This window comes from Roseomonas marmotae (assembly GCF_017654485.1).
In the GTDB taxonomy this organism is placed as follows: domain Bacteria; phylum Pseudomonadota; class Alphaproteobacteria; order Acetobacterales; family Acetobacteraceae; genus Pseudoroseomonas; species Pseudoroseomonas marmotae.
In genome coordinates, this window is sequence record NZ_CP061091.1 from 2,493,875 (window position 1) to 2,513,541 (window position 19,667).

Sequence of the window (19,667 nt, forward strand, 5' to 3'; positions counted from 1 at the left end):
GAATGGCCCTTCATGTCCGGCACCAACCAGCGCATCGACCCCAAGCGGCTGTGGGACAGCCTGATGGCCATGGCGGAGATCGGCGCCACGCCCAAGGGCGGCGTGAAGCGCCTCACGCTGACGGAGGTGGACAGGGCCGGCCGGCAGCGTTTCACCGATTGGTGCGAGGCGCTGGGCCTGACGGTCCGGGTGGACTCCATCGGCAATATGTTCGCCCGGCGGGAGGGGCGCGACCCCGGCCGCAAGCCGGTGCTGCTGGGCAGCCATCTCGACAGCCAGCCCACGGGCGGCAAGTTCGACGGCGCGCTGGGCGTGATCGCGGGGCTGGAGGTGATGCGGACCCTCCACGACCTCAACATCGTCACCGAGGCGCCGGTCGAGTTGGTGAACTGGACCGATGAGGAAGGCAGCCGCTTCGGCCATTCCCTGATGGGCAGCGGCGTCTGGGCCGGCGTCTACCCGCAGGAGAAGGTCTATGCGTTGAAGGATGTCGAGGGCGTCAGCGTCTCCGAGGCGCTGGACGCCATCGGCTACAAGGGCGGGCACCAGGCCGCCCCCTTCCCCGCCGATGCCTATTTCGAGCTGCATATCGAGCAGGGGCCGATCCTGGAGCGTGAGGGCAAGCAGATCGGCATCGTCACGGGCGCGCAGGCGCAGGTCTGGTACGATGCTGTCGTGACGGGCCAGGATGCCCATGCCGGCACCACGCCCCCTGGGGCCCGCCGGGATGCGCTGGTGGCGGCCGCCCGGGTGATCGAGCGCGTGGACGCGCTGATGCGCGAGCGTGGCGAGGATGGGCGCGGCACGGTGGGCCAGCTGCATGTCCTGCCCAATAGCCGCAACGTGGTGCCGGGCGAGGTGCGTTTCTCCGTCGAGTTCCGCCACCCCGAGGACGCGCAGATCGACGGCCTTGCCGCCAGCTTCCCGGCCGAGGCGCGGGCGCTGGTGGAGGCCACGGGCTGCCGGCTGGAGCTGACGGAGCTTTTCCGCATCCCCGCCCAGCCCTTCGACCCCGCCTGCGTCGATCTCGTCCGCCAGGGGGCGGCGCGCCTCGGCTATTCCGCGCGCGAGATCGTCTCCGGTGCCGGGCACGACGCCGTCTATGTCGCGCGGCGGGTGCCGACGGCGATGATCTTCACGCCCTGCAAGGACGGCCTTTCCCACAACGAGGCCGAGAGCATCCTGCCGGAAGAGGCCGCCGCCGGATGCCAGGTGCTGTTCGAGGCGGTGGTGGCCCGGGCCAACCGCGCGCTGTGAATGCCATGCCGCCGGGGGCTCATTCCTCCGGCGGCACCAGCAGGTCGGCGGCGACCGGCGGGCCGAAGAGCGGGCCCTGCATGACATGGCAGCCACGGGCGCGCAGGGCCGCCGCCTGATCCTCCGTCTCCACCCCGTTCGCGACCATCTCGACATGCAGCGCCCGCGCCAGGGTGGCGACGGCGCCGATGATGGCGCCTTCCCGCGCCCCTCCCGGCAGCTTGCGGATAATGGAGCGGTCCAGCTTGACCCGCCCTGCCGGCAACTGCACCAGATGCGCCATGGAGGAGGCACCCCCGCCGAAATCATTCAGCGCCAGGCCCACGCCCATGCGCCGCAGGGCCTCCAGATTCCGCCTCAGGGCCGGGAGATCGCGCGGCGGGATATCCTCGGGAATCCCGATTTCCAGCTCCTGCGCCCCGGCGCCGTGGCGTCCCAGCGCTGCCCGCACCTGGTCAGGAAAATCGGCGCTCAGCAGCGTCCCGCCGCTCATCGTGACGGAGACCACTTCCGGCGCCCCCGGCCGCCCGGCCCAGCCGCGCCAGGTGGAGAGTGCCGACCAGAGCATCCAGAAATCAATGTCGCCCAGCAACCCGATCCCGGTGGCGGCCAGCAGGAACTCGGCCGGCATCACTTCCCGCCCCAAGGACACGCAGTCCCAGCGCAGCAGCGCCTCGGCCCCCACCATCCGCCGGTCCCGCGTATCGATCAGCGGCTGCCAGAGCAGTTTCAGTTCCACCGCCGGGATGGCCCTGGCCAATGCCTCGCGCAGCCGTTGCCGGCGGTCGGCGGCGGCACCCAGAGCGTCCTCATAGAAGACCGGCGTACGCCCCTCGGCCGCGCTGCGCTGAAGGGCCAGATCGGCGGCACGGCGCAGCATCTCGCTACCCGCCCGGGTCTGCACCGAGGAGGCGACACCGATGGCGGGCGGCAAGGTCATGCCCGGCGTCCCGTGACGGAAGCTTTCAGCCAGCACCTCGGAGAGCCGTCCGCAGAGGGACCGTGCGGCGGACTGGTCCATGGCTGGCGTCAGCACGGCGAAGCGGCTGCCGCCGGTGCGGAAGACGGCATCCTCCGCGCGCAGGGACTGACTCAGCCGCAGGGCGGCGGCACGCAGCACCGCATCGCCCACGTCGCGGCCATGGCGCTCATTCACCTGCCCAAGACCCGTCAGGCAGATGGAGAGCAGCGTGACCTCGCCAGAGGCCAGGCGTGCCTCCAGCATGGCAGCGAAGCGGGCACGGTTGCCAAGGCCCGTCAGGGGGTCATGCCAAGCCAGCCGCTCCACCTCCGCCTGACCCACCCGGCGGTCCGTGATGTCCAGCAGCGTGACCAGCCGTGTCAGGCGCGGGGCCTTGCCCGCTTCGGCATGAAGGGATTCCAGCGGTCCGGAAGCGACCAGCATCAGCCGGCGCGTTCCGCCCCGGCGCGGCAATTCCACCTCCACCGGCGCATGCGGTGGCGGCAGATGCTGCAGGGGCTCGGCCGCAGCGCGCCCGTGCGAAGCTGGACGGCGCAGCCCCGCCCCCGCCAGCCCCACCGGCACGGCGCCGCCCATGAGCACGGCAAGCTGAGGATTGGCGAAGACAGTCCGCTGCGCCTCGTCCAGCTCCCAGATTCCGACAGGCGCCAGCTCCAGCATGGCCTGCTGTCGGGCGCTGCGGATGGCCAGTGCCTGCTCCTGCCGCTTCAGTGGCGTGATGTCGCTGGTGGCCAGCGTGAAGCCGCCCTCCGGCAACGGCTGGCGCGTCACCCGGTGCCAGCTGTCATCCGGCAGGCCGTGGTCGAAGGCCCCCGGGTCGCCCGCGCCCGCCGGCAGCAGCGCGCCCAGGGGTGCTCCTGGTTCGATACGCGGGAAGAGGCGGCGGAAGCGGCTATTAGCCAGTTGCAGACGGCCGCGATCGTCACACAGGGCGAAGCCGCCCGGGACCGACTCCAGCACCAGCGCCAGCCGGCCCCGCAACTGCTCTGCCTGGGCATCGGCGGTCACGGCATGCCTGCGGAAGAGCAGCAGCAGCGGCGCCGCAGCCGCGATGACGCCAAGGGTCAGAAGATAGACCGATGGCCCCGGCTGCAGGATGGCCACCACCACGATCCCGGCAACGAGGCCGAGAAAGACGAAGAGGCCGAAAACTTCGACGGAGCGAGCAGGCCCTGGCAGGCGCGGTCCCCTTCCGCTTCTGATTTCGATACCGAAATATAACCCATGACGTCACGCAAACGCAATGGCTTGACCTTGGCTGGGGCGGGTTGCCGCACGGCGGCCGGGCCTTTATAGGCGGCCTTCGCCCTACCAGAGGTTTTGGTCCAGTGGCCAGTATCGCCCCCACTCTCGAGCCTAACGCCAACCCGGCCATCGCGGCGCAGCAGCGGATCCTGTCCCTGCCGGCGACCGAGATTCGGCGCATGGCGGATGCCATCCGTGTGTTGGCGATGGATGCCGTCGAAAAAGCCAAGTCCGGCCACCCCGGTATGCCGATGGGCATGGCCGATGCCGCGACGGTGCTTTTCAGCAAATACCTGAAGCATGACGCCGCCGATCCACGCTGGGCGGACCGCGACCGCTTCGTTCTCTCGGCCGGCCATGGCTCCATGCTGCTCTACGCATGGCTCTACCTCTCCGGCCATGCCGGCATGGGCATCGAGGATATCAAGAATTTCCGGCAGCTGCATTCCGTGGCCGCGGGCCATCCGGAATTCGGCGAGCATCCGGCGATCGAGACGACCACCGGCCCGCTGGGCCAGGGCATTGCCACCGCCGTCGGCATGGCCATGGCGGAGCGGCAGCTCTCGGCGCGCTTCGGCAAGTCGCTGGTCGATCACCGCACCTGGGTGATCGCGGGCGACGGCTGCCTGATGGAAGGGATCAGCCACGAGGCTGCCTCCATCGCCGGTCACTTCAAGCTGAACAAGCTGACGGTGCTCTGGGACGACAACGGTATCTCGATCGATGGCGATGTCTCCATCACCAGCTCGGACGACGTGCTGCGGCGCTTCCAGTCCTATGGCTGGGCGGTGCGCCGCGTGGATGGGCATGACCATGAGGCGGTGGCCCGGGCGCTGGACGCGGCGACGCGCAGCAGCAAGCCCACCATCATCGCCTGCAAGACCATCATCGGCTTCTCCGCTCCCAGCAAGGCCGGCACCGCCAGCACCCATGGCAGCGCCCTGGGCGCGCCCGAGGTACAGGCCGCCAGGCAGCTGCTGGGCTGGGAGGCCGAGCCCTTCGTCATCCCCGAGGACATCAAGAACGCCTGGGAGGCCGCTGGCCGCCGCTCCGCCGGCACCCGCCGCTCCTGGCTGAAGCGCCTGGCGAAGCACCCGCAGAAGGCGGAGTTCGAGCGTGCCATGGCCGGCAAGCTGCCGGAGGGCTGGCACGAGGCCGCCGCCGCGCACCGCGCCAAGCTGGCCGAGGACAAGCCGAAGATCGCCACCCGCGTCGCCAGCCAGCGCGCGCTGGAGGCCCTGGTGCCGGCGATCCCGGAGATGGTCGGCGGCTCGGCCGACCTGACCGGCTCGAACAACACCAATGTCCGGGGCATCCCGGTCTTCAACCTGCAGAACCCGGCGGGCCGCTACATCCACTGGGGCATCCGCGAGCACGGCATGGCGGCCGCGATGAACGGACTGGCGCTGCATGGCGGCGTCATTCCCTATTCCGGCACCTTCCTGGTCTTCGCGGATTACATGCGTCCGGCCATTCGCCTGGCGGCGCTGATGCGCCAGCGCGTCATCCATGTGCTGACGCATGACAGCATCGGCCTGGGCGAGGACGGCCCCACCCACCAGCCGGTGGAGACGCTGGCCAGCCTGCGCATCATCCCCAACCTTCATGTCTTCCGCCCCGCGGACGCGATGGAGACGGCCGAGTGCTGGGAACTGGCGGTGCAGCGCGCCGATGGCCCGGCCGTCCTGGCCCTTTCCCGCCAGAACCTCCCGGCGCTGCGTACCGAGCTGGGCGAGAACCGCTCCGCCCGCGGCGGCTATGTGCTGGCCGAGGCCTCCGGCCCGCGCCGCGCGGCGCTGATCGCCACGGGTTCCGAGGTGCAGATCGCGATGGCCGCGCGCGCGACGCTGGAGGCCGATGGCATCCCCACCGCCGTCGTCTCCCTCCCCTGCTGGGAGTTGTTCGCACTGCAGGATGAGAGCTATCGTGCGGAGGTGCTGGGCGACGCCCCGCGCGTCGGCATCGAAGCCGCGCTGAGCTTCGGCTGGGAGCGTTGGCTGGGCTCCGATGGTGCCTTCATCGGGATGAATGGCTTCGGCGCCTCGGCACCGGCTGAGGAACTCTACAAGCACTTCGGCATTACGGCCGAGGCGGCGGTTGCGGCGGTTCGCCGCAAACTAGGCTGAGAGCATAACAACCTTTGCAAAGACGGGAAGACGATACCATGGCAGTCAAGGTCGCGATCAACGGTTTCGGGCGCATTGGACGCCTGGTACTGCGGGCTGCCTGCGAGAGCGGGCGCGATGACGTGGAGTTCGTCGCCATCAACGACCTCGGCTCGGTCGAGGCGAATGCCCATCTGTTCCGCTACGACAGCGTCCATGGCCGCTTTCCCGGCGAGGTGATCGTCGAGGGCGACAGCATCACCATCAAGGCCCATGGCAAGACCTGGGGCCCGATCAAGGTGACGGCCGAGCGTGACCCGACCAAGCTGAAGTGGGACGGCGTCGACATCGCGGCCGAGTGCACCGGCATCTTCACGGCGCGCGAGAAGGCACAGATCCTGCTCGGCACCGGCGCCAAGCGCGTGCTGATCTCGGCCCCCGGCGACGGCGCGGACAAGACCATCGTCTACGGCGTCAACCACAAGACGCTGACCGCCGAAGACAAGATCGTCTCCAACGCCTCCTGCACCACCAACTGCCTGGCGCCGATCGCCAAGGTGCTGCACGAGAAGTTCGGCATCGAGCGCGGCTACATGGTCACCATCCACGCCTATACGGGTGACCAGAACACCGTGGACACGCTGCACAAGGACCTGCACCGCGCCCGCGCCGCCGCCGTCTCCGCGATCCCGACCTCCACGGGCGCGGCCAAGGCCGTCGGCCTGGTGCTGCCGGAGCTGAAGGGCAAGCTGGACGGCACCGCCATCCGTATCCCGACGCCGAATGTCTCGCTGGTCTCGCTCGACTTCGTGCCGAAGAAGACGGACGGCCTGACCAAGGAAGCCATCAACGCCGTGATGAAGGAAGCCGCCGAAGGCGAGCTGAAGGGCATCCTCGGCTACAACACGGCGCCGCTGGTTTCGGTCGACTTCAACCACGACCCGCATTCCTCCACCTTCGATGCCACGCAGACGCAGGTGGTCGATGGCGGGCTGGTGCGCGTGATGAGCTGGTACGACAACGAGTGGGGCTTCTCCAACCGTATGTCGGACACCGCCGCCTACCTCGGCAAGCTCTGATCCGGAAGGCGTAGCAAGATGCCTGCTTTCCGGACGCTGGATCAGTTGGAACCCGCCGGAAAGCGGGTTCTGCTGCGCGCCGACCTGAATGTGCCTGTGCGGGACGGCAAGATCACCGACCGCACGCGGCTCGAGCGCCTCGTGCCCACCATCCGCGAGCTGGCGGAGAAGGGCGCGAAGGTCATCGTCTGTTCTCACTTCGAGCGCCCCAAGGGCAAGCGCGTGCCCGAGATGTCGCTCAAGCCCATCGCCGCCGCGCTGGGCGAGGTGCTGGGCAAGCCGGTCGCCTTCGCCGATGACTGCATCGGCCCCGATGCCGAAGCCGCTGTCGCCGCCCTGAAGGATGGCGAGGTGCTGGTGCTGGAGAATACCCGCTACCACGCCGGCGAGGAGAAGAACGACCCCGCCATGGCCGAGGGACTGGCGAAGCTCGCGGACGTCTACGTCAACGACGCCTTCTCCGCTGCGCACCGCGCCCATGCCAGCACGGAAGGCGTGGCGCATAAGCTGCCCGCCTATGCCGGCCGCCTGATGCAGGCGGAGCTGGAGGCGCTGGATGCCGCGCTGGGCAGCCCGAAGCGCCCTGTCGTCGCCATCGTCGGCGGCGCCAAGGTGTCCACTAAGCTCGACCTTCTGGGCAACCTGTCCAAGAAGGTGGATGTGCTGGTGATCGGCGGCGCCATGGCCAATACCTTCCTGGCGGCGCAGGGTAAGCCGGTCGGCAAGTCCCTGCAGGAAGCGGAGATGCACGACACCGCGCGCTCCATCCTGGAGGAAGCCGAGTCCGGCGGCTGCGAGATCCTGCTGCCGGTGGATCTGGTGGTGGCCGAAGCCTTCGCCGCGGATGCGCCGAACAAAGTGGTGGATGTCGATTCCGTGCCCTCTGATATGATGGCGCTGGATGTCGGCCCCGCGACTGTGGCGGCGGTGAAAGCAAAGCTGGAGAACGCTTCCACGCTGGTCTGGAATGGCCCCTTCGGCGCCTTCGAGATCCAGCCCTTCGACGCGGCCACCGTGCAGGTCGCACAGGCCGCGGCGGCGCTGACGGATGCGGGCAAGCTGAAGTCCATCGGCGGCGGCGGCGATACCGTCTCGGCCCTGCGCCATGCGGGGGTGATCGACCGGCTGACCTATGTGTCCTCGGCGGGCGGTGCCTTCCTGGAATGGCTGGAAGGCAAGACGTTGCCGGGCGTCGCGGCATTGCAGGCTTCCTGAGGTCCCCGCGGCCGACGCATCACCCACACCAATAATCATAACCGCCTGCCGGGCGGGGTGGTCCTCACCCCGCTCGTTTCCCTGATCTGGCGGGCGGAAGAGGAGACTCTGTCATGGACCACAATGTCCTGCTGCATATCGATGGCCAGTGGCGCCCCGCGACCGGCGGCCGCGCCATCCCGATCCTGAACCCGGCGACGGAAGAGCAGATCGGCACCGTGGCTCATGCCAGCCAGTCCGATCTGGATGAGGCGCTGGAGGCGGCCGAGCGCGGCTTCGCGCTGTGGAAGAAGGTTTCGGCCTTCGACCGCTCCAAGCTGATGCGGAAGGCCGCCAACCTGCTGCGCGACCGCGCGCCCGAGATCGCGCGGCTGATGACCATGGAGCAGGGCAAGCCCCTGCCCGAGGCGAAGATGGAGGTGCTCGCCGCCGCCGACACCATCGACTGGTTCGCCGAGGAAGCCCGCCGCGCCTATGGCCGCGTCATCCCCGCCCGCGCCGAGGGCGTCTACCAGCTCGTGGTCAAGGAGCCGGTGGGCCCCGTCGCCGCCTTCACGCCCTGGAACTTCCCGATCAACCAGGTGGTGCGCAAGCTCTCGGCCGCGCTGGCCACGGGCTGCTCCATCATCGTCAAGGCGCCCGAGGAAACCCCGGCTTCCCCGGCCGAGATGATCCGCTGCTTCATCGATGCCGGCGTGCCGAAGGGCGTGGTCGGGCTGGTCTTCGGCGTGCCTGCGGAGATCTCCTCCTACCTCATCCCGCATCCCGTCATCCGCAAGGTGACTTTCACGGGCTCCACGCCCGTCGGGAAGCACCTGGCGGAGCTGGCCGGCAAGTATATGAAGCGCGCGACGATGGAGCTGGGCGGCCATGCTCCGGCCATCGTCTTCGACGACGCCGATGTGGACTTCGCCAGCAAGACCCTCGCTGGCAGCAAGTTCCGTAATGCCGGGCAGGTCTGCGTCTCCCCCACCCGCTTCCTGGTGCAGGAGAAGGTCTTCGACCAGTTCGTCGATTCCTTCACCCGCTATGCCAAGAGCCTGAAGGTCGGCAACGGCCTGGAGGATGGCGTGCAGATGGGCCCGCTGGCCAATGACCGCCGCATCCCCGCCATGGAGGCGCTGATCGCCGACGCCACCCAGAAGGGCGCCGAGATCCGCACCGGCGGCAGCCGCATCGGCAACAAGGGCTATTTCTTCGAGCCGACGGTGCTGACCGGCCTGACGCGCGAGATGAAGGTGATGAACGAGGAGCCCTTCGGCCCGCTGGCGCTGATGGTGCCCTTCCGCGATTTCGATGAGGTGGTGGAAGAGTCGAACCGCCTGCCCTACGGCCTGGCGGCTTATGCCTTCACCCGCTCGGCCAAGACGGCCAATGCCATCGCCTCGCAGGTCGAGACGGGCATGATGACCATCAACCACCTGGGCCTCGCCCTGCCGGAAGTGCCCTTCGGCGGCATCAAGGACAGCGGCTATGGCTCGGAAGGTGGTTCGGAGGCCATCGAGTCCTACCTGAACACGAAGTTCGTGACCCAAGCCGGCCTGTAAGACGCAGCGCGGCCGGCGCCGTGTCGGCCATGAAACGAAGAAGGGGCCGCGCCACCACCGTGGCGCGGCCCCTTTTGTCTGGAAGACGGCGCGCGCTTACGCCCCCGTGGCTTCTTCCTTGCTGACCAGCACCTTGTCGACGCGGCGGCCGTCCATGTCGACGATCTCGAAACGCCAGCCTCCCCAGACGATCCTGTCGCCCTCCCGCGGCACGCGCTGCAACAGGGCCAGCATCAGCCCGGCGACGGTGTGATAGCCGCCCTTGCCCGGCAGTTCCGGCAGGTCCAGCCGGTCCTTGACCTCATCGCTGGCCATCATGCCGTCCAGCAGCAGGCTGCCGTCATGGCGCTGCACGGCGCCGCCGGGATTGGGTTCGATCTCGCCGCCCAGTTCGCCCACGATGGCCTCCAACAGGTCAGAGGCAGTCACGACACCTTCGAAACTGCCATATTCATCCATCACCAGCGCCAGCCCGACACGGTCATGCCGCAGCCGCTCCAGCGCATCCAGGGCGGAGAGGCTGTCCGGCAGCACCATCGGCTGCTGCATGGCGGCGGCGACGGAAACGGTGCCGCCCTCCTCCAGCGTCTGGTCCAGCAGGGTCTTGACGTGGACCACGCCCACGACATTGTCGATACGCCCCTCGGACACCACGAACCGCGTCACCTCGCTGGCCTTCAGGCGGCTGATGATCTCGGCCGGGGTGGCCGCGCTGTCGATCCAGTCCACTTCATTGCGCGGCGTCATCAGGGCGCGCACGGGCTTGTCGGCCAGGCGCAGGACGCGCTCGATCATATGCCGCTCCTCCGTCTCCAGCGCGCCGGCCTGGGCGCCCTCCGCCACCACCGCCTTCACCTCTTCTTCCGTCACCGAGGATTCGACCGGGGCGGAAGCGCCGAGCAGCCGCAGCACCAGCGCCGAGGAATGCGACAGCAGCCAGACCATCGGCGCCGCGACGCGGGAGAGCGCGCTCATCGGTCGCGCCACCAGGCAGGCCACCCCCTCAGGGTTCCGCAACGCGAATTGCTTCGGCACCAGCTCGCCCAGGATCAGCGAGAGATAGGTGATGATGACCACCACGACAAAGAGCGCCATCTGGGCCGCGTAGGGCGCCAGCACCGGCACCAGGGAGAGCACGCTCGCCAATCGGTTGGCCATGCCCTGGCCCGCATAGGCACCGGCGAAGATGCCGACCAGGGTTATGCCGACCTGAACCGTGGGCAGGAACCGGCTCGGATCCTCGGCCAGAGCCAGGGCGGCAGCGGCACCAGGCTTCCCGGCGCGCTGCAACGCCATCAGCCGTCCCCGGCGGGAAGAAACAATGGCGAGTTCACTCATCGCGAAAGTGCCGTTCAACAGCACAAGCAGCAGAATGATGCCCATTTCCAGCAGCAGGGACATGGCGCTCCACCAAATTTCAGGGACAGCCGCCTTCTAGCCGCCACGGCGGCTCCGGTCACGCCACCACGATGAAGAAAGCCCCATTCCTGCCATCAAGACGACTGCGAGGCGCCGCAGAGCCACGTCAGAAAGAGGGTGAGACGCCATCAGCATAAGATGGAGGCCGCCCGATGAACGCTTTTCCGTGCCGTCCCGTTGCCGCGCATCCTGCCGCCTCGCCCCGCGTGGCGCGGGGCGTCTGGCCGCGCGTCTCCGTCCACCTGCCCTTGCGGGACGCGCCGCCGGAACTGGTGCGGCGCACGCTCGATTCCCTGGCCGACCTGGACTACCCGGCGCTGGAGGTGCTGGTGGTGGATACCAATACCGCGCAGCCCGCGCTTTGGGAGGCCGCAGCCGAGCATTGCGCCCGGCTGGGCCCGCCCTTCCGCTTCTTTCATCTGGGGCCATGGCCCGGAGGCCGTCCCGGCGCCCTGAACTTCGCCCTCGGTGAGACGGCGCCGGATGCGACGCTGGTCGGCGTGCTGAAAGCCGGGCAGGTCGTGCGCCCGGGGTGGCTGCGCCGGATGGTGCCGATGTTCCGCCAGCCTGGCCTTGGCCTCGCGCAGGGCGCGCTGGCACCGCTGGAGCCGGCGCCGGACCACTTCGTCGGTCAGGAGCGGCCCGACCCGCTGCTGCCGCTGGACGGCCTGCCACTGTTCCGTGCCGAGGCGCTGCGCCGTACCGGCGGCTGGGATACGGAGAGCCTCTGCCCGGAGGCCTCGCTTGGCCTCACCCTGCTGCGCCAGGGCTGGGACACGCTGTGGGAGGATGAGCCCATGGGGCATGCCCGGCCGCCCCAGGGGATGGAGGACTGGCCCGCCCGCCGGCACCGGCGGGCGGCTGGCATCATGGCGGCGCTGCGCCGGCACAGCTGGGCGCTGCTGCGGCGCGACCGCAGCCTGACGCCGGGACAGTGGCGCCATCTGCTGGGGCTGGCCGCGCCCATGGCCGCCGATGCCCTGGCCCTGTCGGGGGCCTGCGCCTCATTGGCCGTCGCGGCCCGTGCGCTGTGGCAGGACGACCCTGTCGCCCCGCCACCGCTCCTGCTGCCTCTGCTGCTGGCTGTGGCCATGGTGCCGTTGCTGCGCGGCTGGCGCCAGGGCTGGCCCGCGGCATTGGGTCATGCCGCAGGCATCTGGGGCATCGGCCGTGCCGCCTGGCAAGGGGTTCTGGGCGGCGCCAGTGCCGGGGCCAGCGGGCACCGGATGGAGCGCGCCCTGCTGGCGGCGCTCTGGGCGGCCAGCCTGGCCATCGCCCTGGCCCGGCCCTGGAGCCTGGCAGAGACGGTGGGCTGGTCCGGGTTGCTGCTGGTGCAGTCCCTCCCCGGGCTCGCCGCGCTGGCGGTGCGGCCGGCCCGGCCCCCCGGCCAGCCCGGCATTGCACCTTTCCGCCGGCATACCGCCTGAGCGGCGGCCTACTCCTCACCCAGCAGCGCGAGCCCCTCTGCCACCGAGACGAATTCGCCGCCGCCTGTCACGCGCTCCGCACCGAAGCGGCTCTCGAAGAGCTGCCGCACCGCCGGCACCAGCGAGGTGCCACCGGTCAGGAAGACGCGGTCCACCTGCCCCGGCGCCAGCTTGGCATCCGCCAGGGCGCGGTCGATGGTAGCGGCCAGCCGCGCAAGCTCCGGCGCGATCCAGGCCTCGAAATCCACCCGGCGCACCGGCGCCTCCACCTCCAGGTCACGGTGGCTGAAGCGCAGCACGGCCTCCTCGGCGCCGGAAAGTGCAGCCTTGGTCGCCGAGACGGCCTGATAGAGCGCATAACCTGCCTCATCCTCCACCAGCCGCACCAGATGGTGCAGCCGCTCGGGATGCGCGGCGATGCGGGCGACCTCCTTGATCTCCCGCAGCGTCTTCGGCGCGCGCATCAGCGAGAGCTGGTGCCAGCGGGCGAAGCTCGTGAAGAAGGCGGGCGGCACCGGCAGGTCCGTGCCCATCACGCTATAGGTGTCGCCCTTCCCCAGCCGGGGAGAGATGACCTGGTCGATGATGCGGTAATCGAAGGCGTCGCCGGCGATGCCCACGCCGGCATGACCCAGCGGCGTGACGCGCCGGCGGGCGCCGGGCTCAAAGCGAAGGATGGAGAAATCGCTGGTGCCACCGCCGAAATCACCGACCAGCACATTGGCCGCGCCCTCCAGCGTGGCGGCGAAGCGATGGCCGGCAGCCTCCGGCTCCAGCGCCGTGGTCACGCCGCTGAATCCGGCCTGGGCGAAGGCGGCGCGCAGCCGGGTCTCGGCCAGTCCGTCATCGGGATTCTCGCCCACGAAGCGCACGGGGCGCCCCGCCACCACGCGCGCCGCGCCGCCCGCCGGCATCCCCACCGCCCCCGCCACGAGAGCGCGTAGGAAGGTGGAGATCAGATCCTCCAGTGAGAAGGGCCGGTTGAAGACCCGCGTCTCCACGAAGCTGCGGCTGGCCAGGTAGCTCTTCATGGACATGATCAGGCGGGAGCCGAGCGGATCGTCCAGATAGGCTTCGATGGCATCCGGCCCGGCGGCATGCTGGAGGCGCCCCCGGCTGGCGCCGCTTTCCTCCGCCCAGAAGCAGAGCACGGAGCGGAAGGTGTCCACCATGCCGGCGCCGGCGGCGTAGCGCAGGCCCACCGCCTGCCCGTCCGGCCGCCGCAGGGCAATGACGCTGTTGGTCGTGCCGAAATCGATGCCAATCACGTCCTGCATGCGCCGCACCTGAAAATGGGGGCGGGCGTCTAGGCCAGTTGGGCGGCAGGCGCAAGGCGGCCGGGCCAAAGCTTCACCAAAAAGCCATTTGTCTCTTTTTATATCGTTATCTATAAAAAATTAGTTAACCAGCAGGAGCCCTGGCATGGCGCAGGATACCGTCGTCCTCCCCTTTCCCCGCCATGATCATGACCGGCTGCGGCTGGCGCTAAGGGGGCTGGAGGCGGCGTTGGCCGGGCAGGCCGAGGCGATGCAGGAGTTCCGCGCCAATCTGGCTGCATTGCGCCAGGCGGCCTCCGGACTTGAGGGCAGTGTTGAGGATTATCGCGCCTCGCTGGACCAGACCGCCACCGAGCTGCGCCAAGCCCGTCGCAGCGCCCTGGAATTGCAGCGGCTGGCCGGCAGGATGGAAGCAAGCGGCTGACTTCACGCGGGGCGCACACGGGTCTAGCCTCAGGGGCCAACCCATGAACCGGCGGACCCTGGCCGATCGCCGGGGCCCTGCCGCCCCGCAGGATGGAAGCCGTGGCCCAGCACTCCTTGATCGATACCTTCCGTGCCGCCCGCATCGTCCCGGTGGTACGAACCAGTAACGCAGCCCGGGCCGCCACCGCCGTTGAATGGCTGAAGGGCGCCGGCATCACCATCTTCGAGATTACCCTGACCATCCCGGATGCACTCTCCGTCATCCGCGACGCTGCGTCGGACCCTTCCCTCCTGGTGGGCGTCGGCACCGTGCCGGATGCGGCAGCGGCCGAGGCCAGCCTGAAGGCGGGGGCGAAATTCATCGTCTCCCCCTGGGTGGAACCGGCGCTGGTGGCGCCCTCCCGCGCCGCCGGGGCCTGCGTGATGCTCGGCGCTTTCACGCCGACCGAGGTGCGCGCCGCCCGCGCCGCCGGCGCGGATGTGGTGAAGATCTTCCCGGCCAGTTCAGCCGGAGGTCCCGGGCATATCAGGGCGCTGAGATCCGTCTTCCCAGACGTGGTCTTCTGCCCGACCGGCGGCGTCGATGCGCGCAACGCCGGCGACTATATCGCGGCCGGAGCCGCCTTCGTCGGCATCGGTGGGAAGCTGGTGGATGAAGGCGCCATCGCGGCCAACAACCGGGGCGCGGTCGAGGCCGCGGCGCGCGAGGCGCTGGGTATCCTTTGGGCATGAGCACGGTCGATCTGCTCTGCATCGGCGAGCCGATGCTGGAATTCAACCAGAGCACGCGCGACGACCAGAGCCGTCCGCTCTACCTGGAAGGGCATGGCGGCGACACCTCCAACGCCGCCATCGCGGCGGCGCGGGCGGGTGCGCGGGCCGGCTATATCACCGCCATCGGCCAGGATGCACCGGGGGAGAGCTTCATGAAGCTCTGGGCGGATGAGGGTGTGGACAGCAGCACCGTCCTCCGCCGGGCGGACGCGCCAACGGCCGTCTATTTCGTCAGGCACGGCCCTGAGGGGCACGAATTCACCTTCTACCGCAGCGGCAGCGCCGCCTCCCGCCTTGGGCCGGAGGATGTGCCGGCGGAAACGATCCGGCACGCGAAGATCCTGCATCTCTCCGGCATTAGCCAAGCGATTTCCACCAGCGCCTGCGATGCCTGCTTCCGTGCCATCGAGGTGGCGAAGGAGGCAGGGGTGAAGGTCTCCTACGACACCAATCTCCGCCGCCCGCTCTGGCCGCTGCCCCGCGCCAGGGCGATCATCCATGCCGCCATCGCCTATGCCGACATCGCCTTGCCGAGCATGGACGACGCGACGGCGCTGACGGGGCTGGAAGACCCGGACGCCGTCGCGGATTTCTATCTCAGGCTTTCCCCGCTGGTTCTGCTGAAGCTGGGCAAGGAAGGCTCGATGGTGGCGACACGGGATGGGCGCACCCGCATCCCCGGCCGCAAAGTGAAGGCCGTGGATGCCACCGGGGCCGGTGATACCTTCGCCGGCAATGTCCTGGCCCGCATCCTGGCCGGGGACGACGTGGAGGAGGCGGCACGATACGCCAATGCCGCCGCGGCGCTGGCCACCACCGGTTACGGCGCGGTGGCGCCCATGCCGCGGCCGGACGCCGTGCGCGCCCTGCTGGCCGAGGGCTGAGGCGCCCTCAGGCTTCCTGCGGCCGGGTGCGGATGCCCGGCCGCAGATCGGAGAAGGGCAGCGACGACGGATCGGCCACCACAGGCCCCGGCGCAGCCACCACGATCACCTCCTTCGCGATGGGTTGGAAATCCGCGCGGAAGTGCACGCTGCTCTTCAGCGCCAGGATCTTCTCCTTCGCCGGCTCGATGCCGATCTGGCGGAAGATCGCCTGATCGTGTGCCTGCATCTTCCGGCTGACCACCACCACCTTAACCGGCCCGATGGCGATCAGGGCAGCGGGGCCGAGATCGGCGGGGTTGCCGGCGCTCATCGGCCCGGTGCAGGTGAAGCGCCCATCGGTCAGGCGCAGCACCTTGGCCTGCACCTCGAGCGGCGCGCCATCGGATTTCCCGCCCAGGCGCAGTGAGACTTCCGCCCCCTCGCCCGCCGCGTGGCAGGCGCTGGCGCTTTCCGCGTCATTGATGATGCCGAGGGTAGCGGGCGCCTGCTGCCGGATCAGCTCGGCGAGCAACCCGGTGGTATCGCCATGGCCGCCGCCGCCGGGGTTGTCCTGGGTATCCGCCAGCACCACCGGACCGCCTTCCCCAGCCAGGGCGATGGCCTGCGCCACGCCTTCGGCCGCCGGCACGACACCGCCGGCGAAATCCGCCTCATGCGCGTCCAGCCAGGCCTTCAGCCGGTCCGCCGCATTCTCCGCCGTGACCTGATCTTCGGCGTAGCAGGAGATGGCCATGCCGCAACCGGGGAAATCGGCATAGGGGAAGCCGAAGCAGAAGCCCAGCTCCACCACGCCCGGATCCTGCGCCAGACGCTCCCGCTCCGCCAGGGCATCGGCCATAGGGGGGACCATGGTGCATTGCATCGTCAGCGGCGTCCAATAGTCGATCTGCCGGAAGGCGCGCGCCCAGGGCTGGCCGCGCTCGATCCGGCCGATCAGCAGATCCATCGCGCGGGCGCCGGCGGCCTTCATGTCCACATGCGGATAGGTGCGGAAGGGTACCAGCACATCCGCCTTCTCCACCATCAGCGCGGTCACATTGGCATGCGGGTCCAGGCTGGCGGCGATCGCCACATCCGGGCCCACCACGGCGCGCACGCGGCGCAGCAGCTCGCCTTCCGCATCCGGGAAGGAATCCGCCATCATGGCGCCGTGCAGGTCGAGATAGACACCGTCCAGCGGCCCCGCTTCCAGCGCCGAGACGAGGTCGCCCAGAAGGCAGCCCGCCACGCGCTCGTAAGCCTCCTCGGTCACCGGACCGGCGGGATTGGCGAAGCACCAGGCCAGCGGCACCAGCGTCACCCCGCGCGGCTCGGCCACCGAGAGCGCACCGGCCGAAGGTACGGAGGTCGGCCGCAGCACGTCGAAAAGCCCCGCGCCGCGCACGAAGGCGGGGAAGCCGCCAGGACTGCGGAAATCCCCCCAGGTGGTCGGGCGGGGGGCAAAGGAATGGCTTTCGTGCAGGAAGCCACCGATGGCGATACGCATGCTCTCTCTACTCCGCTTCGGCGCGGGCGGCCGTGGCCAGCACCGCGTCCGCCAGTACCACCAGCCCCGCCTCGGCCCAGGCGGGGGTGATATTCTCGGCCTCGTTATGGCTGATGCCTTCTTCGCAGGGCACGAAGATCATGACGGAAGGCACCCGCCGGGCGACATAGACCGCATCATGCCCGATGCCCGTCGGCATCACCTGATAATTCAACCCGCGCCCGCGCGCCGCCTGCTCCAGCGCCGCCACCAGGTCGGGGTTGAAGGGCGTCAGCGGGAAGGTCCAGAAATCCTCCACGGCCACCTCCACGCGGCGGGCACGGGCGATACCCGCAGCCCGCTGCCGCAAAGCCTGACCCATGCGGGCCAGCGCCGCCTCGTCCCCATGGCGCAGATCGACGCTGAACCAGACGCGGGAGGGCACGACATTGCGGCTGTCTGGCGCCAGCGTCAGCCGGCCCACGGTGCCCCGCCCACCTTCTTCCTTGGCGATGCTCTCCACAGCCTGGACCAGCGCGGCGGCGGCCACCAGCGCATCCCGGCGGGGCGCCATGGCGGAGCCGGCATGCGCCTCCTCCCCCGTCACGGTCACGTCGAACCAAGCCTGGCCCAGGGCGCGGTCCACGATGCCGACGGGAATTCCCGCCTGCTCCAGCAACGGCCCCTGCTCGATATGCAGCTCGAAATAGGCGCCGAGGGATTGCAGCACGGTGGGCTCGGCCTCGCCCTGCCAGCCGATGCGGCGGAGTTCCTCGCCGAAGACGGCGCCGGCCGGGTCGCGCTTGGCCAGCACCTCCTCCTCGTCGAAAAGGCCCATGGCCACGCCGCTGCCCATCATGGGCGGCGAGAAGCGGGCGCCCTCCTCATTGGTCCAGTTGATCAGCACGATGGGAGCCAGGGTCTCGATACGCGCCTCATGCAGGGCGCGAAGCACCTCCAGCCCCGCCAGCACGCCCAGCACGCCATCGAACTTGCCGCCGGTGGGCTGGGTATCGAGGTGGCTGCCGATGGCCACCGCCGGGCGGGCGGGGTCCCGCCCTTCCCGCCGCAGCACCATGTTGCCGACGCGGTCGACGGTGAGCGTGCAGCCCACCTCCTCCGCCCAGCGGCGCAGCAGAGCGCGGCCGGCGCCATCCAGCTCCGTCAGGGTCTGGCGGTTGCAGCCGCCCTTCGGCGTGGCGCCGATCCGCGCCATCTCCATCAGGCTGTCCCAGAGGCGGGCGCCAGAGACAGGAAGGTTGCTGGGTTTCACGCCGGCTCAACCCCGCACCATTCCGCCATGGTCAGGGCGATCGTCCTGGTCGTGGCATGGAAGCTTTCCAGGCTGACGCTTTCATCGATGCCATGGATCATATCCGCCTCAGGCCCGAAGCAGGCCACCGGTATGTTCTGATAGAGGGCGAAGAAACGCCCGTCCGTCAGGGCCTGGACCTTGTATTCCCGAAGCTCATGGCCCGCCGTCTCGGCGAAGTTGCGGCGCACGGCCTGCACGATCGGCGCCTGCATGTCGAAGATGCAGGGATCTGCCATGAAGCCCTTGAACTCCAGCTTGATCTGCGTGCCGCGCAGCCGCTGATCCTGCCGCGCCTGCTCCACCAGCCGCTCGATATCCGCCTTCACGTCCAGCGCCGTGCGGCCCATCATCACGCCGACACGCAGCCCGATGCGCGCGCGTGTCGGGACGGAGCTGTTCCACTCGCCGCCTTCCACCGTGCCGAAATTAACGTTCACGGGGTGGTTCACGCCGAAGAAGCTCTCGTGGATATTTTCGGCCTTGTTCATCTCCGCCTCGTAGTCCTTGAAGAGGCGGGAGATCAGATAGGCGGCCTCGATGGCATTGATGCCGGCATGCATGTCGCGCACATGGGTGGGCCGGCCCGTCACCGTCACCCAGGCCCAGACCACGCCGACTTCCACCCCATAGAGCGCGTCGAAGCCCGGACCGGGTTCGGGGATGATGGCGGCGTCGCATTTCGGCAGCGCCATCATGCAGGCCAGGGCGCCGTTGCCGGTGCATTCCTCCTCGATCACGGAATGGAACTGCACCTGCGCGGCGGGTTGCAGCCCCGCCATCTGCAAGGCGCGGAAGGCCATGACATTGGCGATGTCGCCCGCCTTCATGTCCCCCGCGCCCCGGCCGTACATCCGGCCGCCACGCACGGACGGCTCGAAGGGCGGCGTGGCCCAGAGGTCGGCAGCGCCTTCCGGCACAACGTCGACATGGCCCTGCAGAACCAGGCTGCGCCCCTTCACCTCGCGCGGCATGTGCACCGCCACGACATTGTCGCGGCCCTCATAGGAGATCAGCGGTGGCGAGAAACCGGGGTGGGAGGCCAGTTGCTCCGGCACTGTCGGCACGCGGCGCGGGGCGAGGCCCAGGCTCTCGTAATTGCGCGCCATCTCGTCCAGCGCCGAAGCTTCGTTGCCGAGGGTGGAAGGGCAGCGCACCAGCCGCTCCAGCGCCGCGACAGCGTCAATTTCGAGCGCCGTCACGGCATCCAGGATGGCGCGACGCGCGCCGGGGTCGAGAGTGAGCATCCT

General features: G+C 69.3%; 15 protein-coding genes. 9 read left to right on the top strand and 6 right to left on the bottom strand.

What is annotated here, in order from left to right; translation table 11 throughout:
* Nucleotides 1–12 precede the first annotated feature (12 nt).
* Nucleotides 13–1,257, top strand: coding sequence for a Zn-dependent hydrolase (locus IAI58_RS11815; RefSeq protein WP_207447573.1), 1,245 nt, complete (start codon nucleotides 13–15; stop codon nucleotides 1,255–1,257).
* A 19-nt stretch (nucleotides 1,258–1,276) separates the two neighbouring features.
* Here the strand turns inward: IAI58_RS11815 and IAI58_RS11820 are convergent, their stop codons facing one another.
* Complete coding sequence (locus IAI58_RS11820; RefSeq protein ID WP_207447575.1) at nucleotides 1,277–3,343, bottom strand: putative bifunctional diguanylate cyclase/phosphodiesterase; 2,067 nt, start codon at nucleotides 3,341–3,343, stop codon at nucleotides 1,277–1,279.
* A 224-nt stretch (nucleotides 3,344–3,567) separates the two neighbouring features.
* Between IAI58_RS11820 and tkt the strand changes: the two genes are divergently transcribed.
* From tkt to IAI58_RS11840, 4 genes are all read left to right on the top strand, one after another.
* Complete coding sequence (gene tkt, locus IAI58_RS11825; protein ID WP_208775944.1) at nucleotides 3,568–5,610, top strand: transketolase; 2,043 nt, start codon at nucleotides 3,568–3,570, stop codon at nucleotides 5,608–5,610.
* 38 nt (nucleotides 5,611–5,648) lie between these two features.
* A complete protein-coding gene (gap, locus tag IAI58_RS11830; protein ID WP_207447579.1) occupies nucleotides 5,649–6,668 on the top strand; it encodes a type I glyceraldehyde-3-phosphate dehydrogenase in 1,020 nt (339 codons plus the stop codon).
* 18 nt (nucleotides 6,669–6,686) lie between these two features.
* The gene (locus tag IAI58_RS11835; protein WP_207447580.1) at nucleotides 6,687–7,883 is read left to right on the top strand and encodes a phosphoglycerate kinase; all 1,197 of its coding nucleotides are present in this window, start codon (nucleotides 6,687–6,689) and stop codon (nucleotides 7,881–7,883) included.
* 113 nt (nucleotides 7,884–7,996) lie between these two features.
* On the top strand, nucleotides 7,997–9,430 hold the full coding sequence (locus IAI58_RS11840; protein ID WP_207447582.1) for an NAD-dependent succinate-semialdehyde dehydrogenase: 1,434 nt from the start codon (nucleotides 7,997–7,999) through the stop codon (nucleotides 9,428–9,430).
* Nucleotides 9,431–9,526: 96 nt separating this feature from the next.
* On the opposite strand, the gene IAI58_RS11845 is transcribed toward IAI58_RS11840, so the two are convergent.
* A complete protein-coding gene (locus tag IAI58_RS11845; RefSeq protein WP_207447584.1) occupies nucleotides 9,527–10,831 on the bottom strand; it encodes a hemolysin family protein in 1,305 nt (434 codons plus the stop codon).
* A 170-nt stretch (nucleotides 10,832–11,001) separates the two neighbouring features.
* Here IAI58_RS11845 and IAI58_RS11850 point away from each other — a divergent pair, with 170 nt between their 5' ends.
* The gene (locus tag IAI58_RS11850; protein WP_207447586.1) at nucleotides 11,002–12,276 is read left to right on the top strand and encodes a glycosyltransferase; all 1,275 of its coding nucleotides are present in this window, start codon (nucleotides 11,002–11,004) and stop codon (nucleotides 12,274–12,276) included.
* An 8-nt stretch (nucleotides 12,277–12,284) separates the two neighbouring features.
* On the opposite strand, the gene IAI58_RS11855 is transcribed toward IAI58_RS11850, so the two are convergent.
* Complete coding sequence (locus IAI58_RS11855) at nucleotides 12,285–13,553, bottom strand: Hsp70 family protein (protein ID WP_207447588.1); 1,269 nt, start codon at nucleotides 13,551–13,553, stop codon at nucleotides 12,285–12,287.
* Between the two features lie 145 nt (nucleotides 13,554–13,698).
* On the opposite strand from IAI58_RS11855, the gene IAI58_RS11860 reads away from it, so the two are divergent.
* From IAI58_RS11860 to IAI58_RS11870, 3 genes are all read left to right on the top strand, one after another.
* Entirely contained in the window at nucleotides 13,699–13,977 is a 279-nt protein-coding gene (locus IAI58_RS11860; RefSeq protein WP_207447590.1) for a hypothetical protein, read from the top strand.
* Nucleotides 13,978–14,069: 92 nt separating this feature from the next.
* Nucleotides 14,070–14,711, top strand: a complete 642-nt coding sequence (locus IAI58_RS11865) for a bifunctional 4-hydroxy-2-oxoglutarate aldolase/2-dehydro-3-deoxy-phosphogluconate aldolase (RefSeq protein ID WP_208775945.1) — start codon at nucleotides 14,070–14,072, stop codon at nucleotides 14,709–14,711.
* On the top strand, nucleotides 14,708–15,637 hold the full coding sequence (locus tag IAI58_RS11870) for a sugar kinase (protein WP_207447594.1): 930 nt from the start codon (nucleotides 14,708–14,710) through the stop codon (nucleotides 15,635–15,637). Before IAI58_RS11865 ends, IAI58_RS11870 begins: the two co-directional genes overlap by 4 nt.
* 7 nt (nucleotides 15,638–15,644) lie before the next feature.
* On the opposite strand, the gene IAI58_RS11875 is transcribed toward IAI58_RS11870, so the two are convergent.
* From IAI58_RS11875 to IAI58_RS11885, 3 genes are read right to left on the bottom strand one after another with little or no spacing between them, the layout of a single operon-like run.
* Entirely contained in the window at nucleotides 15,645–17,126 is a 1,482-nt protein-coding gene (locus IAI58_RS11875) for a M81 family metallopeptidase (RefSeq protein WP_208775946.1), read from the bottom strand.
* Nucleotides 17,127–17,133: 7 nt separating this feature from the next.
* Nucleotides 17,134–18,378 (bottom strand): Zn-dependent hydrolase, encoded by a 1,245-nt coding sequence (locus IAI58_RS11880; protein WP_272877177.1) that lies wholly within the window; start codon nucleotides 18,376–18,378, stop codon nucleotides 17,134–17,136.
* Nucleotides 18,375–19,664 (bottom strand): ArgE/DapE family deacylase, encoded by a 1,290-nt coding sequence (locus IAI58_RS11885; RefSeq protein WP_207447597.1) that lies wholly within the window; start codon nucleotides 19,662–19,664, stop codon nucleotides 18,375–18,377. The genes IAI58_RS11880 and IAI58_RS11885 overlap by 4 nt, the downstream gene beginning before the upstream one ends.
* Nucleotides 19,665–19,667 lie beyond the last annotated feature (3 nt).

Bases quoted from the DNA above. Each gene is read 5' to 3' on its own strand.
- IAI58_RS11815 (WP_207447573.1), top strand. From the start codon at position 13: ATGTCCGGCACCAACCAGCGCATCGACCCCAAGCGGCTGTGGGACAGC.
- gap (WP_207447579.1), top strand. From the start codon at position 5,649: ATGGCAGTCAAGGTCGCGATCAACGGTTTCGGGCGCATTGGACGCCTG.
- IAI58_RS11835 (WP_207447580.1), top strand. From the start codon at position 6,687: ATGCCTGCTTTCCGGACGCTGGATCAGTTGGAACCCGCCGGAAAGCGG.
- IAI58_RS11840 (WP_207447582.1), top strand. From the start codon at position 7,997: ATGGACCACAATGTCCTGCTGCATATCGATGGCCAGTGGCGCCCCGCG.
- IAI58_RS11845 (WP_207447584.1), bottom strand. From the start codon at position 10,831: ATGTCCCTGCTGCTGGAAATGGGCATCATTCTGCTGCTTGTGCTGTTG.
- IAI58_RS11850 (WP_207447586.1), top strand. From the start codon at position 11,002: ATGAACGCTTTTCCGTGCCGTCCCGTTGCCGCGCATCCTGCCGCCTCG.
- IAI58_RS11855 (WP_207447588.1), bottom strand. From the start codon at position 13,553: ATGCAGGACGTGATTGGCATCGATTTCGGCACGACCAACAGCGTCATT.
- IAI58_RS11860 (WP_207447590.1), top strand. From the start codon at position 13,699: ATGGCGCAGGATACCGTCGTCCTCCCCTTTCCCCGCCATGATCATGAC.
- IAI58_RS11865 (WP_208775945.1), top strand. From the start codon at position 14,070: ATGGAAGCCGTGGCCCAGCACTCCTTGATCGATACCTTCCGTGCCGCC.
- IAI58_RS11870 (WP_207447594.1), top strand. From the start codon at position 14,708: ATGAGCACGGTCGATCTGCTCTGCATCGGCGAGCCGATGCTGGAATTC.
- IAI58_RS11875 (WP_208775946.1), bottom strand. From the start codon at position 17,126: ATGCGTATCGCCATCGGTGGCTTCCTGCACGAAAGCCATTCCTTTGCC.
- IAI58_RS11885 (WP_207447597.1), bottom strand. From the start codon at position 19,664: ATGCTCACTCTCGACCCCGGCGCGCGTCGCGCCATCCTGGATGCCGTG.